The organism is Pseudomonas corni (assembly GCF_057128765.1).
In genome coordinates this window covers 130,514-145,367 of the sequence record NZ_JBSKHW010000011.1, presented here as the reverse complement: position 1 = coordinate 145,367, position 14,854 = coordinate 130,514, and the positions used below count along the sequence as shown (strand labels likewise).

Annotated in this window: 18 protein-coding genes; 2 read left to right on the top strand and 16 right to left on the bottom strand. The window is 60.6% G+C overall.

The genetic code is table 11. The annotated features are described in order from the left end of the window. Position 1 precedes the first annotated feature (1 nt). The 5 genes from ccmE to ccmA all read right to left on the bottom strand — a co-directional run bounded on the left by ccmE (position 2) and on the right by ccmA (position 2,832). Positions 2 to 469: a cytochrome c maturation protein CcmE gene (ccmE, locus tag ACWKV9_RS17900; protein ID WP_483837467.1), complete on the bottom strand. Its 468-nt coding sequence runs from the start codon at positions 467 to 469 to the stop codon at positions 2 to 4. Continuing rightward, positions 466 to 642: a heme exporter protein CcmD gene (gene ccmD / locus ACWKV9_RS17895; RefSeq protein ID WP_483837466.1), complete on the bottom strand. Its 177-nt coding sequence runs from the start codon at positions 640 to 642 to the stop codon at positions 466 to 468. The genes ccmE and ccmD overlap by 4 nt, the downstream gene beginning before the upstream one ends. Then, positions 639 to 1,427 (bottom strand): heme ABC transporter permease, encoded by a 789-nt coding sequence (locus ACWKV9_RS17890; RefSeq protein WP_483837465.1) that lies wholly within the window; start codon positions 1,425 to 1,427, stop codon positions 639 to 641. Before ACWKV9_RS17890 ends, ccmD begins: the two co-directional genes overlap by 4 nt. Before the next feature lie 101 nt (positions 1,428 to 1,528). Further along, on the bottom strand, positions 1,529 to 2,200 hold the full coding sequence (gene ccmB / locus ACWKV9_RS17885) for a heme exporter protein CcmB (RefSeq protein ID WP_483837543.1): 672 nt from the start codon (positions 2,198 to 2,200) through the stop codon (positions 1,529 to 1,531). Beyond that, positions 2,197 to 2,832: a cytochrome c biogenesis heme-transporting ATPase CcmA gene (gene ccmA, locus ACWKV9_RS17880; RefSeq protein ID WP_483837464.1), complete on the bottom strand. Its 636-nt coding sequence runs from the start codon at positions 2,830 to 2,832 to the stop codon at positions 2,197 to 2,199. The genes ccmB and ccmA overlap by 4 nt, the downstream gene beginning before the upstream one ends. A gap of 167 nt (positions 2,833 to 2,999) precedes the next feature. Here ccmA and fliK point away from each other — a divergent pair, with 167 nt between their 5' ends. Continuing rightward, positions 3,000 to 4,595, top strand: coding sequence for a flagellar hook-length control protein FliK (gene fliK, locus ACWKV9_RS17875; protein WP_483837463.1), 1,596 nt, complete (start codon positions 3,000 to 3,002; stop codon positions 4,593 to 4,595). Further along, the gene (locus tag ACWKV9_RS17870; RefSeq protein WP_483837462.1) at positions 4,595 to 4,915 is read left to right on the top strand and encodes an EscU/YscU/HrcU family type III secretion system export apparatus switch protein; all 321 of its coding nucleotides are present in this window, start codon (positions 4,595 to 4,597) and stop codon (positions 4,913 to 4,915) included. The genes fliK and ACWKV9_RS17870 overlap by 1 nt, the downstream gene beginning before the upstream one ends. Positions 4,916 to 5,302: 387 nt before the next feature. Here the strand turns inward: ACWKV9_RS17870 and ACWKV9_RS17865 are convergent, their stop codons facing one another. From ACWKV9_RS17865 to ACWKV9_RS17815, 11 genes are all read right to left on the bottom strand, one after another. Beyond that, positions 5,303 to 5,437 (bottom strand): hypothetical protein, encoded by a 135-nt coding sequence (locus tag ACWKV9_RS17865; RefSeq protein ID WP_483837461.1) that lies wholly within the window; start codon positions 5,435 to 5,437, stop codon positions 5,303 to 5,305. Between the two features lie 195 nt (positions 5,438 to 5,632). Next, positions 5,633 to 6,028, bottom strand: a complete 396-nt coding sequence (locus ACWKV9_RS17860; protein WP_483837460.1) for a DUF2802 domain-containing protein — start codon at positions 6,026 to 6,028, stop codon at positions 5,633 to 5,635. Beyond that, positions 6,029 to 6,508: a chemotaxis protein CheW gene (locus tag ACWKV9_RS17855; RefSeq protein WP_349798945.1), complete on the bottom strand. Its 480-nt coding sequence runs from the start codon at positions 6,506 to 6,508 to the stop codon at positions 6,029 to 6,031. A gap of 72 nt (positions 6,509 to 6,580) precedes the next feature. Next, the gene (locus tag ACWKV9_RS17850) at positions 6,581 to 7,474 is read right to left on the bottom strand and encodes a CheW domain-containing protein (protein ID WP_483837459.1); all 894 of its coding nucleotides are present in this window, start codon (positions 7,472 to 7,474) and stop codon (positions 6,581 to 6,583) included. A 114-nt stretch (positions 7,475 to 7,588) separates the two neighbouring features. Then, entirely contained in the window at positions 7,589 to 8,377 is a 789-nt protein-coding gene (locus ACWKV9_RS17845) for a ParA family protein (protein WP_483837458.1), read from the bottom strand. A 40-nt stretch (positions 8,378 to 8,417) separates the two neighbouring features. After that, complete coding sequence (gene motD / locus ACWKV9_RS17840; RefSeq protein ID WP_483837457.1) at positions 8,418 to 9,299, bottom strand: flagellar motor protein MotD; 882 nt, start codon at positions 9,297 to 9,299, stop codon at positions 8,418 to 8,420. 10 nt (positions 9,300 to 9,309) lie between these two features. Then, positions 9,310 to 10,050, bottom strand: coding sequence for a flagellar motor protein (locus ACWKV9_RS17835; RefSeq protein WP_483837456.1), 741 nt, complete (start codon positions 10,048 to 10,050; stop codon positions 9,310 to 9,312). Continuing rightward, positions 10,050 to 11,213 carry a protein-glutamate methylesterase/protein-glutamine glutaminase gene (locus ACWKV9_RS17830; protein ID WP_483837455.1) on the bottom strand — a complete coding sequence of 388 codons (1,164 nt, stop codon included), beginning with the start codon at positions 11,211 to 11,213 and terminating at the stop codon, positions 10,050 to 10,052. The genes ACWKV9_RS17835 and ACWKV9_RS17830 overlap by 1 nt, the downstream gene beginning before the upstream one ends. 49 nt (positions 11,214 to 11,262) lie before the next feature. Beyond that, on the bottom strand, positions 11,263 to 13,518 hold the full coding sequence (locus ACWKV9_RS17825) for a chemotaxis protein CheA (RefSeq protein WP_483837454.1): 2,256 nt from the start codon (positions 13,516 to 13,518) through the stop codon (positions 11,263 to 11,265). Positions 13,519 to 13,637: 119 nt separating this feature from the next. Further along, positions 13,638 to 14,426 carry a protein phosphatase CheZ gene (locus ACWKV9_RS17820; protein ID WP_483837453.1) on the bottom strand — a complete coding sequence of 263 codons (789 nt, stop codon included), beginning with the start codon at positions 14,424 to 14,426 and terminating at the stop codon, positions 13,638 to 13,640. A gap of 19 nt (positions 14,427 to 14,445) precedes the next feature. Then, positions 14,446 to 14,820 carry a chemotaxis response regulator CheY gene (locus ACWKV9_RS17815; protein ID WP_483837452.1) on the bottom strand — a complete coding sequence of 125 codons (375 nt, stop codon included), beginning with the start codon at positions 14,818 to 14,820 and terminating at the stop codon, positions 14,446 to 14,448. Between the last annotated feature and the right edge of the window lie 34 nt (positions 14,821 to 14,854).

Genomic DNA, 14,854 nt, shown 5'->3' with positions numbered 1-14,854 from the left:
TTTAACCCTGTTTGGCTGGCATGGAAGACGAACCCGGCGCTGGTTGGCCGCTGTCTTTCAAGGCTTTGGTGACTTCGGGCGGCATGTATTTCTCGTCGTGCTTGGCCAGCACTTCATCGGCAACCACCACGCCATCTGCGTTGAGCTTGCCGAGGGCGACGATGCCCTGCCCTTCACGGAACAGGTCCGGAAGGATGCCACGGTAAGTGATGGTCACTGATTTATTGAAATCGGTGACCACGAATTTGACGTCCAGCGAGTCGCCGGAACGTTCCAGCGAGCCCTTCTCCACCATGCCACCGGCGCGAATCCGCGTGTCATGGGGCGCTTCGCCGCTGGCGATCTGCGTCGGGGTATAAAACAGGTTGATGTTTTCTTGCAGGGCGCTGAGGGCCAGGGTCACGGCGATGCCGACACCGGCGAGAATCGCTACGATGATCAACAGTCGCTTTTTGCGCAGCGGATTCACTTGGAGCTCTCCCGGCGCAAACGACGCGCCTCTTGTTGCAGGTAACGCCGACGCGCCGTTATCGGCAGCGCCACATTGATGATGAGCACGGCCAGACAGATGCCGTAAGCGCTCCAGACGAACAGACCGTGTTTGCCCATGGCGAGGAAATCGCCCAATGAATCGAAACTCATGAGGCGCGTCCTTTCAGGCTTTTGACGACTTCATCCTTGACCCAACTGGCGCGGGCTTCACGTTTGAGCACTTCCAGGCGCATGCGCAGCAACAGCACGGCGCCGAAGAAGCAGTAGAACCCCAGCACCGTAAACAGCAGCGGCAGCCACATTTCAGCAGGCATCGCTGGCTTTTCGGTCAGGCTGAACGTTGCACCCTGATGCAGCGTGCTCCACCACTCCACCGAGTATTTGATGATCGGGATGTTGATCACGCCGACGATTGCCAGCACCGCACAGGCCTTGGCGGCGCTGTCGCGATTGGTGATTGCGTTGCCCAGGGCGATCAGACCGAAGTACAGAAACAGCAGGATCAGCATCGATGTGAGGCGCGCATCCCAGACCCACCACGAACCCCAGGTCGGTTTGCCCCAGATCGCGCCGGTCACCAAAGCTACGGCGGTCATCCAGGCGCCGATGGGGGCGGCGCATTGCAGCGCGACATCAGCCATCTTCATCTTCCAGACCAGACCGACCACGCCGCAGACCGCCAGCATCACGTAGCAGGACTGCGCCAGCATGGCTGATGGCACGTGGATATAAATGATGCGAAAGCTGTTGCCTTGTTGGTAATCCGGTGGCGCGAAGGCCAGGCCCCAGACCACGCCGATGCCGATCAGCAACGCGGCGGCAATGCTCAGCCACGGCAACAGACGGCCGCTGATGCCGTAGAACCATTTCGGTGAGCCCAGCTTGTTAAACCAGGCCCAACTGATGCCGTTTTTAGCTTTGGCGCTTGTGTTCATCACGCTGCCTTTGATCACGGTGTTCGTTGAAAGCGCTTCTTTTGGCTGAAGCTTTATTAAGGCGACGAGCGGGAAAAGTTGTCCGCTCAGTCAAAGCCCGATTATTCGCCGACGCTGATCTTCAGGCCAGCAGCAATTGCAAAAGGTGTCAGGGTTACCGCCAGTGCCGTCAGGCTGCCAAGCCAAAGCAGATAACCGGTCGCGGGCATGCCTTGAAGGGCGGCCTGCAAGGCGCCGCTGCCCAGAATCAGGACGGGGATGTACAGCGGCAAAATCACCAGCGCCAGCAACAGGCCGCCACGCTTGAGCCCGACCGTCAGCGCTGCGCCGACCGCGCCGAGCAAGCTCAGCACTGGCGTGCCCAGCAGCAACGAGAGCAACAGCACCGGCAGGCACTCAGTCGGCAAGCCGAGCATCAGCGCCAGCACCGGGGCCAGCAACACCAGCGCCAGACCGGAAAACGCCCAGTGTGCCAGCACTTTTGCCAGCACCAGCAGCGCCAGAGGGTGCGACGAAAGCACCCACTGTTCAAGTGAACCGTCTTCGAAATCACTGCGAAACAGCCCATCGAGCGACAACAGCACGGACAGCAGGGCCGCGACCCAGACCAGTCCCGGCGAGATGGTTTTCAGTAATTGGGTCTCGGGGCCGACCGCCAGCGGGAACAGCGCGATCACGATGGCGAAGAACACCAGGGGGTTGAGCAGCTCGGCAGGACGGCGAAACAGCAAGCGCGCTTCGCGGGCGATCAGCAGGGTAAACACATGACTCATACGGCCCATTGCCCCAGATCGATATCTTTGTAACGGGCGGGCACGCGGCTCAATGTGTGATGGGTGGTGAGCACCACCGCTCCGCCTCGTTCGCAGTGTTCAGCCAGATGCTGCTCCAGTTGCGAGACGCCTTGTTTATCCAGGGCCGTGAAGGGCTCGTCGAGAATCCACAGCGCCGGTCCCGGCAAATAAAGGCGGGCCAACGCGACTCGACGCTTCTGCCCTGCCGACAGGGTGTGGCACGGCACGTCTTCAAAGCCGCGCAACCCCACGGCATCGAGCGCTTGCCAGATGGCCTCGGTGGCCGCGCCAGTGTGCAGCGCGCACAGCCAGGTGAGGTTTTCAACGGGGGTGAGCAAATCCTTAATGCCAGCGGCGTGGCCAATCCATAACAGGTTGTGCGCCAATTGCGCTTTTTGCCGGGTCAGCGGTTGACCGTCGAACAGCACATCGCCCGAAGTGGGCTGCATCAGGCCGGACAACAGGCGCAGAAGGCTGGTTTTGCCGCTACCGTTGGGGCCACTGATCTGGAGCATGTCGCCCGCCGTCACCCGCAGTTCGAGGTTCTCGAACAGCATTCGCCAGTCGCGCTCGCAAGCAAGCGCCGAGGCTTCCAGGACAGGGATCGGCATGCGGACCTTCTTTTCTGATCGCGGGTATTCAACAGCGGTTCAAGTAGCCATCGGGGCGGCCGTTATACTGGTGCAGGCTGACATTGCCTGCGCTGGCGACGGCCGGCGCGATTATACATGCCATCTGCGGCCACCAAGATGGCAAATTTTTCACAGGTCGGTATTCGATGACAGGCGATATTCCCAATCTCTCCCCGGTGACTGCTGCTACGGCCTTGTTGCGCGCCGGTGTGCCGCCGGCGCAAGTGCTGCAATTGCTGCAGCCGCGCGATGGGCTGCTGCCTGCCGGACAGACGGCCGACGCCGAGGTTGTGAGCCTCAAACAGCTCGATCAGGACTTTCAACTGTTGCTCAAACTGACGTTGAACAATGGCCGGCAGACCACGTTTCCCGTCACCAGCACGCTGCCGCTATCCCCGGGCACCAGCGTCAACGTCGCCCAGGGCTCGGCGGGCACGCTGACCATCAGCCCCCTTGACCTGCAAAAATCCGTTGCCAACAGCCTGACCACGATCAATACCCAACAACTGCCGGTGGGCACGTTGCTGCAGGCCAAGGTGCTGACCACGCAACTCATTAATCCGTTGAACGGGCAGCCACTGCCAGCCAATTCCGGTCAGCCGGGGGCGTACCGTTCGATCGTTACCTTGCTCAACAGCGCGCTGGCGGGCAGCAACCTGATCATCGAAAGCCCGCAGCCGCTCAGAGCGGGGAGTCTGCTCAGCGCTCAGGTGCAGAACAGCCAGGCGCTGAATTTCGTCGCCCTGCCCAACCGTTTCGATGAATTGGCGCTGGCGCAGCAGTTGTCCACTCAGCAAAGCCGTCAGGGCTCGCTGCAGGGTTTGCTGGGGGCGTTGCAGAATCTGTCGCAGACCAGCGACATGCCCGTGGCGCTGCGGGCGAGCATCGACCAACTGCTGGCCGACTTGCCGGATGTCCAGCAGATGACCACGCCCAAGGGGGTGGCTCAGGCGCTCAACGGCAGTGGCTTGTTCATGGAATCGCGCTTGCTGGCCGGGCTCAACCCCACGCTGGTGCCTGACACCAAGGCCAACCTGCTGCGGCTGATTTCGCAAATTCTGCCGGGGCTGCCAGACAACGTGAATTACAACGCCGCCGCAGCCGCCAACACACTGGCGCGTGCGATGCCCAACATGGTCAGAAGCGCGCTGGGCATGCTGGGCCAGGTCGCTGCACGCACACCGCCCACCAGCTTTCCATTGCCGGCCCGTTCGCTGGGCAGTCCGGAAAACGAAGACGATCTGGAAACCCTGCTCAAACTGGCAGCGGCGGCGGTGTCGCGCCTGCAAAGTCATCAACTGGGCGGGTTGGAACAGACCCGCACCACCGCCGATGGCACGCAGGTCACGACTTGGCAGTTGGAGATCCCGATGCGCAACGCCCATGACATCGTGCCGTTGCAGGTAAAAGTGCAGCGCGAAGACACCCCGGAACGCGAGTCCCCCAAGGACGAGCGCGAGGCGAAAGAGAAAGAAAAACTCTGGCGCGTTGAGCTGGCCTTCGATCTTGAGCCGCTTGGGCCGTTGCAGGTTCAGGCGCAACTGGTGGGCGGCAGTCTGTCGAGCCAGATGTGGGCCGAGCGCGAAACCAGTGCAGCGCTGATCGACAGCGAACTGGGGAATTTGAGAGCGCGTCTGGTGGCTTGCGGTTTGAACGTCGGCGATTTGGCATGCAATCCCGGCGTACCGCCCCAAGGCACGCGCACCGTGCTTGAACAACGCTGGGTCGATGAGAACGCCTGATGAGTACACCTAACGCCCCACCCCGCCAGGTCGTCGCCCTCAACTACGACGGCCAACAAGCGCCAACGCTGACCGCCAAAGGTGACGACGCCCTGGCCGAAGCGATCCTGGCCATCGCCCGGGAATACAAAGTCCCGATCTACGAGAACGCCGAACTGGTAAAACTGCTGGCTCGCATGGAGCTGGGGGACAGCATCCCCGAAGCCCTGTACCTGACCATCGCCGAAATCATCGCGTTCGCCTGGCAGCTCAAAGGCAAATTCCCGGTGGGATTCGACCCTAACGCCGGGCCGGTGGAGCGGGATATCACGCCGGGGTGAGCGATGCAGCTCTCTGTAGGAGTGAACTTGTTCGCGAGACGGCCACAACTCACCAAATAACCGTGGGAGCGGACCTGTCCGCGAGACTGGGGAACAGACGCCACAGATACGTCGGCTGTACCGACCCCTTCACGGACAGGTCCGCTCCCACGGGTTTGTGTGGGCCTGGTGGTCAACACAACATAGTTGCAGGAGCTGCCGAAGGCTCCGGGGTCGCGCTCGACGGATTGCGGTGGGTCAGATGTTCCGCATCGCAGCCTCGCGTTGCTCGTCAGCTCCTACAGGTAGGCATTGAGATCAGCGTCTGGCTAATCGGCCGTTAAGCACTTTTGATCATTCCCACGCGGAGCGTGAGGAACGATCGAGCTTTCTTATTTGCTTTTGATCTTAGTCCACACCAGTCCAGACACTGCCAATCGCGACCTGGGTGCAGGCCGAACGCAGGCGATGCGCAGTGGGCTGGCCGGCAGGACGCCCGCCAAGCGCCGTCAGGGCATGGATGCCCGTTCGGCGCGTGCCCACGGAGCGTCGCCGGAGTGAGGGAACCCGACGAAGTCGGGCCAAACCGGGAGCAAATGGTTTTGGTTACTTTTTCCGAAAAAAAAGTGACCCGCCGTGAGGGCGGAACCGATATCAGCAACACCCGCGATAACGGATATTCACCCAATCCCAGTGCTCGGATCGGACGCGGAGCGTCCAGGGATGCATTCCCACCGATTACCCCTTCCCATGCACCTTAGTCATCAACTGCGCCTCGGCCTGGGTCAGGCCGCAGGATTGGGTGAGTTCGTCGATGCTGGCGCCCATGGTGACCAGGCGGGCGGCCTGGGCGAAGGACAAAGTAGAGGGATCGCGCTGTTCGAGGACAGTGATTTTGTCCGGCAACGGCGCAACGATGGCACGCAGCTCGTGGAGTTCTTCACCCATTCTGACCGTGCCACCCTGGTAGTTTTCCAGGCGTCGCGCCAATTCGCGGATGCGTTGGTCACGCAGCGAATCGGCTTCGAGCTGCTGCGTAGCCAATATGCGCTGGCGTTTGGTGTGGGCCATGAACATCACGACGCTCGCGACCCACAACACCGCCAGAAAAATTACCGCAACCTCAAGAATCAATCAGATGCTCTCCAGCTCGGACCACTCTTCTTCGGACATCATTTTGTCCAGTTCGACGAGGATCAGCAGTTCGCCGTTCTTGTTGCACACGCCCTGGATGAATTTGGCCGACTCGTCGTTGCCCACGTTTGGCGCGGTTTCGACTTCCGACTGACGCAGATAAACCACTTCAGCGACGCTATCGACCATGATCCCGACCACTTGCTTGTCGGCCTCGATAATCACGATACGCGTGTTATCGCTGACTTCAACCGGCGGCAGACCAAAGCGCTGACGGGTATCGATCACCGTCACGACGTTACCGCGCAGGTTGATAATGCCCAGCACGTAACTCGGCGCTCCCGGGACCGGTGCGATCTCGGTGTAACGCAGCACTTCCTGGACCTGCATCACGTTGATGCCGTACGACTCGTTGTCCAGGCGGAAGGTGACCCACTGCAGAATCGGATCTTCGGAACCCTGTGCTGACGACTTATTCATAACCCCAACCCCTTGCGTATTGTGCGGTGCGGACGGCATTCAACATGCCGGCCTGTGTGTATTTGATTGTGTTTACTTAATGGTGTGCATCTGCTTGACCGCACCACTGGCGATCAGCTCGGCCAATTCGGAAACATCCAGCAGCGCGCACATGTGTTCAATCACCGTGCCCGCCAGCCATGGCCGCTGCCCGCGATGGGAGCGCCATTTGATCTCGTTCGGGTCCAGGCGCAACGAACGGCTGACCTGATGCACCGCCAGCCCCCATTCGTAGCCCTGCACCGAAATCACGTATTGCAGTCCCTGACGGAAATCGTCGCGGTAGCGATCCGGCATGATCCAGCGCGCCGTGTCCAGCACCTTCAGGTTGCCGGCCTGACTGGGCAAAATCCCCAGGAACCAGTTCGGCTGCCCGAACAATGGCGTCAGCTCGTGACCGGCCAACGGATAAATCGACCCCAGGCACACCAGCGGCACCGCCAATGTCAGCCCAGCGACGTCGAACAACAGGCATTCAAACGGCTCGGCGGCCCACGCCGGGCGTGCATCCGGAGTAGGCGGAGGCGTCGGGTTGCGCTGGGACGGCAGATGAACATCCGCTACCGGCTCGATCAGCGCGGGTATTTCCATCACCGGCAGGACCGGGCTAATGATCACCGGCGCTTCTTCAACAGTCCGAGTGACCACCGAAGCCGGAACAGCGACCGGAGCAGGACGAACGGCGTCAGTCATCAAGGCCGCCGCCATCACGGGAGCAGGCGTTGCCGCCGAGATAGCCACCGCCACCGGTTTTACAACCGCGCGCAAACGGGCGTCATGGGCCTGCTCTTCGCGCACGGCCGCTTCAAAATCGTCGACGGCAACAGGCTCTGCCAGCAGTTCCTCGGTCGCGTCCTGAAGCAACGCATCAAGGTAGTTCTGCAGCGCCAGTTGTGGTCGTGATGCAATGTCCAGGGGGCGGTTCATAGTGGAGCCCGAAAATAAGTAACGCGATTGCCGCCTGAATGCTGTATCGGCTGGAGGGTCGGCTGACTTGAATGGCGCATGACGTTGCGCAGCGATAAATGATCAGCGGCCACTTCAAGCCACCTGCCCGACGAGTTGCTCGGTGAGCATATGTTTGAGCAACGCCCGATAGGCCATCACGCCACGGCTCTTGTTGTCGAACTGCGAAGGGGTCACACCGGCACGGCTGGCGTCACGCAAGCGCGTATCGACGGGCACATAGGCATTCCAGACGTTCTCGGGGAAGCTGTCGCGCAGCAGTTTCAAGGTGCTCATGGACGCCTGCGTTCGGCGGTCGAACAAGGTCGGAACGATGGTGTAGGGCAGCGGCACTTTGCGCGAGCGGTTGATCATTGCCAGTGTATTGACCATGCGCTCCAGGCCCTTCACCGCCAGAAACTCGGTCTGCACCGGCACCGCCAACTGTTGGCTGGCGGCCAGGGCGTTGACCATCAGTACGCCCAGCAACGGCGGACTGTCGATGATCGCGTAATCGAAATCCTGCCACAGCTGCGCCAGGCTTTTGGCAACCACCAGGCCCAGACCACTCTGCCCCGGCGACTGACGCTCAAGGGTCGCCAGCGCGGTACTCGACGGCAGCAGCGAAATACGGCTGTCGCTGGTAGGCAGAAGCAACTGACCCGGCAGGCCGTCCGGGACCACGCCCTTGTGCAAAAACAGATCGAAGCAACTGTGCTCTAGCTCGTCGGGGTTGTGCCCGAAATAGCTGGTCATCGAGCCATGGGGATCGAGATCGACAACGACCACGCGCTTGCCCGCATCAGCCAGCAGACCGGCTAAGGCGATTGAGGTGGTGGTCTTACCGACTCCCCCTTTCTGATTGGCGATTGCCCACACTCTCATGTTTCGTTTTTCCCGCCGGTCAAACCACGACCGAGACTGATTATGGGGCGGATGACGAAGATTTGACGCCTTGCGGCGGCTTGGCTGGTGCCGGTGCAGTTTGTGTGCCAGCCCGGCGCAATGCGGCATCGGGTTTTGCGTTGGCGGCGGTGCCGGAACCGGTCAGGCTGCGGCGCACCTCCAGATTGCGTGAGATCACCAGCACCACGCGACGATTACGCCCTCTTCCATCGGCGGTCGCGTTGGAGGTCAAGGGCTGAAACTCGCCGTAACCGACTGACGCCAGACGCGCCGGGTTGATCCCGTCCATGGCGAGCATGCGCACGATGCTTGATGAGCGGGCCGACGACAGCTCCCAGTTGCTCGGGAACTGCGAAGTATTGATCGGCTGGTCGTCGGTGAAGCCTTCGACGTGGATCGGGTTGTCGAACGGCTTGACGATTTTCGCCACTCTGTCGATCAGGTCGAAGGCCTTGTCGCTGGGCATCGCGTCGCCACTGCCGAACAGCATGTTGGAGTTGAGCTCGATTTCGATCCACAGCTCGTTGCCACGCACGGTCATCTGTTTGGAGGCGATCAGATCGCCGAACGCGGCGTTGACGTCGTCGGCCATTTTTTTCAACGGATCGTCCGCGGCCTGCCCCAGTGCCGCGTCGGTCTGCTCGCTGTCGACCACCAAAGGATCGGCGGGCCTGACGGTCTGGGGTTTCTGTTCGCCAATGGGGATAGGCTTGACGCTGCGCTCAGGCTCGTTGAACACCCCGACCAGCGCTTCGGACAGCACTTTGTACTTGCCTTCGTTGAGCGACGAAATCGAGTACATCACCACAAAGAACGCGAACAGCAAGGTGATGAAGTCCGCGTAGGACACCAGCCAGCGTTCGTGATTTTCGTGTTCTTCGTGCCGCCGACGTCGGGCCATGGTCAGTCCATCACTCCATGAAGCCTTGCAGCTTCAGTTCGATGGAGCGCGGGTTCTCACCCTCGGCAATCGACAGCAGGCCTTCGAGCAGCATTTCGCGATAGCGCGACTGACGAATCGCAACGGCCTTGAGCTTGTTGGCCACCGGCAGCAGGATCAGGTTGGCCGATGCCACGCCGTAAATAGTGGCGACGAATGCCACGGCAATACCGCTGCCCAGTTGATTGGGATCGGCCAGGTTGCCCATGACATGGATCAGACCCATGACGGCGCCGATGATGCCCACGGTCGGCGCGTAGCCGCCCATGCTTTCGTAGACTTTGGCGGCCTGGATATCGCGGGTTTCCTGGGTGATGAAGTCCACTTCCAGAATGCCGCGAATGGCTTCTGGCTCGGCGCCGTCTACCAACAGTTGCAGGCCTTTGCGCGAGTAAGGGTCGGGTTCGGAATCGGCGATGGATTCCAGACCCAGCAAGCCTTCCTTGCGCGCCGTCAGGCTCCAGTTGATGACACGATCAATGCCGCCGGCCATGTCCACGCGCGGCGGAAAAAGCACCCAGATCAAAATCTGGACCGCCCGTTTGAACGCGCTCATGGGCGTCTGCAACAGGCAAGCCGCCAAGGTGCCACCGAGCACGATCAAGGCCGCCGGGCCATTGAGCAACGCGCCCAGATGCCCGCCTTCCAGGAAGTTGCCGCCGATGATGGCGACGAACGCGAGGATGATCCCGATCAGGCTTAAAACGTCCATCAGATGCAGGCCTCAACCAGGTGGCGACCGATGTCATCCAGGCTGTAAACCGCGTCCGCCAGATCGGCTTTGACGATGGCCATCGGCATGCCGTAGATCACGCAGCTGGCCTCGTCTTGAGCCCAGATGTGAGCGCCGCCCTGCTTGAGCAGACGAGCGCCTTCGCGGCCGTCTGCGCCCATGCCGGTCAACACCACCGCAAGCACTTTATCGCCATAGGATTTGGCAGCAGAGCCGAAAGTGATGTCCACGCACGGCTTGTAGTTCAAGCGCTCGTCACCCGGCAGGATTTTCACCGCGCCGCGTCCGTCCACCATCATCTGTTTGCCACCCGGCGCCAGCAGAGCCAGGCCCGGACGCAGGATGTCGCCATCCTCGGCTTCCTTGACGCTGATGCGGCACAGCTTGTCCAGACGCTCGGCAAACGCTTTGGTAAATGCCGCCGGCATGTGCTGGATCAGCACAATGGGCGCCGGGAAGTTCGCTGGCAGTTGCGTCAGCACCCGCTGCAGCGCCACCGGACCGCCAGTGGAGGTGCCAATTGCAACCAGCTTGTAGGCCTTGCGTTTAGGTGCGGGCGAAGACGGCGCGTGAGGCGCCGATGCGCCATGGGCGGAGTGGCCAGTTGAACGTGGCGCAGGCGTTGGCACATGGCGTGTTGTAGCGGGAGCGCTGTGCAGCGAGCTGGTCGTTGACGGCGAGGCCGTCGCGGGCGCAGACATGGCAGCCGGTGTTGGCGTGCTGGAATAACCGCCGAAGCGGCGATTGCTGCGCGAAATGGAATGGACCTTTTCGCAGAGCATCTGCTTGACCTTGTCAGGGTTGCGCGAGATGTCTTCGAAGTTTTTCGGCAGGAAATCCACCGCACCGGCGTCCAGCGCATCAAGAGTGACGCGCGCCCCTTCGTGAGTCAGCGAGGAAAACATCAGAACCGGTGTCGGGCAGCGCTGCATGATGTGACGCACCGCCGTGATGCCGTCCATCATTGGCATCTCGTAATCCATGGTGATCACGTCAGGCTTGAGCGCCAAGGCTTGTTCGATGGCTTCCTTGCCGTTAGTCGCTGTACCGACCACTTGGATGGTCGGATCCGACGAGAGAATTTCCGAGACACGGCGACGGAAAAACCCTGAATCGTCGACGACGAGAACCTTGACTGCCATAAACACTCCATAGAGCCCACGGACCTTTGAGAGGCCCGTTCGCCCAGAATCAAATACGCCGCGTGGCGTAACGCTTGAGCATGCTCGGTACATCGAGGATCAACGCGATGCGTCCGTCACCGGTAATGGTGGCGCCCGACATGCCCGGCGTGCCCTGCAACATCTTGCCCAGCGGTTTGATGACCACCTCTTCCTGGCCCACCAACTGATCGACGACAAAGCCGATGCGTTGCGTACCCACCGAGAGGATCACCACATGCCCTTCGCGCTGCTCTTCGTGAGCGGCAGAGCTGACCAGCCAGCGCTTGAGGTAGAACAATGGCAGCGCCTTGTCGCGGACGATGACCACCTCCTGACCGTCGACGACGTTGGTGGTCGAGAGGTTCAGGTGGAAGATTTCGTTGACGTTGACCAGTGGGAACGCGAACGCCTGATTGCCCAGCATCACCATCAGCGTCGGCATGATCGCCAGGGTCAACGGCACCTTGATCACGATCTTCGAGCCCTGGCCCTTGGTCGAGTAGATGTTGATCGAGCCGTTGAGCTGGGCAATCTTGGTTTTCACCACGTCCATGCCCACGCCACGGCCCGACACGTCGGAGATCTCGGTCTTTGTCGAGAAGCCCGGCGCGAAAATCAGGTTGTAGCAGTCGCTGTCGCTCAGGCGGTCGGCAGCGTCTTTGTCCATCACGCCGCGCTTGACGGCAATGGCCCGCAGCACAGCCGGGTCCATGCCTTTGCCGTCATCGGAAATCGACAGCAGGATGTGATCGCCTTCCTGTTCGGCCGAAAGAATGACGCGGCCGCCTCGGGGCTTGCCCGACGCCTCGCGCTCCTCCGGCGACTCGATACCGTGGTCGACGGCGTTGCGCACCAAGTGGACCAGCGGGTCGGCCAGCGCTTCAACCAGGTTCTTGTCCAGGTCGGTTTCTTCACCCACCAATTCCAGGGCGATTTCTTTCTTCAACTGACGTGCCAGATCGCGAACCAGTCGCGGGAAGCGGCCGAAGACTTTCTTGATCGGCTGCATCCGCGTCTTCATCACGGCGGTCTGCAAATCAGCGGTGACCACGTCCAGATTGGACACGGCCTTGGACATGGCTTCGTCGGAGCTGTTGGCACCCAGGCGCACCAGGCGGTTACGCACCAGCACCAGTTCGCCGACCATGTTCATGATTTCGTCCAGCCGCGCGGTGTCGACGCGCACGGTGGTTTCGGCCTCTGACTTCTCGGCAACCGGCGCGGCGGCTTTCGCCGGTGCCACAGCAGGTCTGGCAACGGGAGCAGCAGCTTTTGCCGGTTCGACCTTGGCAGGCTCAGCTTTCTTGACGGGAGCTGGGGCACTGACGATGGCATCCGGCTCGAACTTGCCTTTGCCGTGCAGTTGGTCGAGCAAGTCTTCGAATTCGTTGTCGGTGATTTCGTCCGACGGCTTGCCACTGGCAGCGACAGGCGCAGCGGGGGCAACAGGCGTGGCGGGTGCAGACGCAGCCGCCGGGGCACTCGCGACGGGCTCGGCGGAAAAACTACCCTTGCCGTGCAACTGATCCAGCAACGCTTCAAATTCGTCGTCGGTGATTTCATCCGACGAAGTATTGGCGACCGGGGCCACCGCAGCAGCGGGCGCTGGGGCCGCAACGGCGTCTACGGCGAACTGACCTTTGCCGTGCAGCTGGTCGAGCAGCGATTCAAATTCAGCGTCGGTGATGTCGTCGCTCGCAGCTGCGGCAGTTGCGGCGGGCGCAGCAGGGGCGACAGGTGCAGCAATCGGCGCAGACACATTGCCGCCGGCAGCCTGTGCCTTGACCGCATTGAGCGAGTCCAGCAGTTGTTCGAATTCGTCGTCAGTGATGTCATCGGACGCTTCAGCCACAGGCTCGGCCACCACCGGTGCAGCCGCGACTTGATCAGCAGACGCAGGTTCGGCCAGACGCGCCAGTGCGGCGAGCAGCTCAGGCGTTGCTGGGGTGACGTCGGTGCGCTCGCGCACTTCGCCAAACATCGCATTGACCGCATCCAGCGCTTCAAGCACCACGTCCATGAGCTCGGAATCGACCCGGCGCTCACCTTTGCGCAGGATGTCGAAGACGTTTTCCGCGATGTGGCAGCATTCAACCAGCTCGTTGAGCTGGAGGAAGCCGGCGCCCCCTTTTACAGTGTGAAAACCGCGAAAAATTGCATTGAGCAAGTCAGCGTCATCCGGTCGGCTTTCCAGCTCGACCAGTTGCTCGGACAGTTGCTCCAGAATCTCGCCGGCCTCAACCAGAAAATCCTGAAGGATTTCTTCATCGGCGCCGAAGCTCATTGGGGGGGTGCTCCTAAAATTAACCGTCAACCGATCCAGGTCATGCGCGAAGTCGTCAGCGGGTGAGCCGTGCGGTCAATCAACAGGCAACAGGCTCACAACGCTTTCTGACTCAGAACCTAGAAACCCAGGCTGGATAGCAGATCGTCTACATCATCCTGACCGGATACGACGTCTTCACGTTTATCGGCATGAATCTGCGGACCTTCACCCTTGGAATGAAGTTTTTCTTGTTCTTTTTGCTGACGGAACAATTCCTGGTCGTGTTCGATGCCGGCAAAGCGGTCGACCTGGCTGGCCATGAGCACCAGCTTGAGCAGATTGCTTTCGACTTCGGTCACCAACTGGGTCACGCGCTTGATCACCTGACCGGTGAGGTCCTGGTAATCCTGAGCCAACAAGATGTTGTTCAGGTGGCCGGCAACCTCGTGGGTTTCCTGCTCGCTGCGTGTCAGGAAACCGTCGACACGTTTAGCCAGATCGCGAAACTCCTCGGCACCGATTTCGCGACGCATGAAGCGGCCCCAATCGGCGCTTAACGCTTTGGCGTCGGCCGTGAGTCCGTTCATCAAGGGGGTGCTTTGCTCCACCAGATCCATGGTGCGGTTGGCCGCGTTTTCGGTCAGCCGGACCACGTACGACAAGCGTTCAGTGGCGTCGGTGATCTGCGACACTTCTTCGGCTTGGGGCATGGTCGGGTCGATCTGGAAGTTGACGATGGCGCTGTGCAGCTCACGCGTCAGCTTGCCGACTTCCTGATACAGGCCGCGATCGCGGGTCTGGTTCAGCTCATGGATCAGTTGCACGGCTTCGCCGAACTTACCTTTTTCAAGGCTTGCGACCAGCTCTTGTGCGTGTTTCTTCAGGGTCGACTCAAAGTCACCCATTGTCGAATCTTTGGAATCCATAGCGCCCTCGCAGCGAACATCAGCTATTGACGCGCTCGAATATCTTCTCGATTTTTTCTTTCAGCACTTGCGCTGTGAAAGGCTTGACCACGTAGCCGTTTACCCCGGCCTGGGCGGCTTCGATGATCTGCTCACGCTTGGCTTCAGCGGTGACCATCAACACCGGCAAGCTGCGCAGGCGCTCGTCGGCACGCACTTGACGCAACAGGTCGATGCCGGACATGCCAGGCATGTTCCAGTCCGTTACCAGAAAGTCAAAAGAGCCACTTTGCAGCATCGGCAATGCGGTTGTGCCGTCATCTGCTTCGGCCGTGTTGGTGAACCCAAGGTCACGCAACAGGTTTTTTATGATCCGCCGCATCGTTGAGAAGTCATCAACGATGAGGATTTTCATGTTCTTGTCCAATTCGACCTCCAAGCAGTCTTTA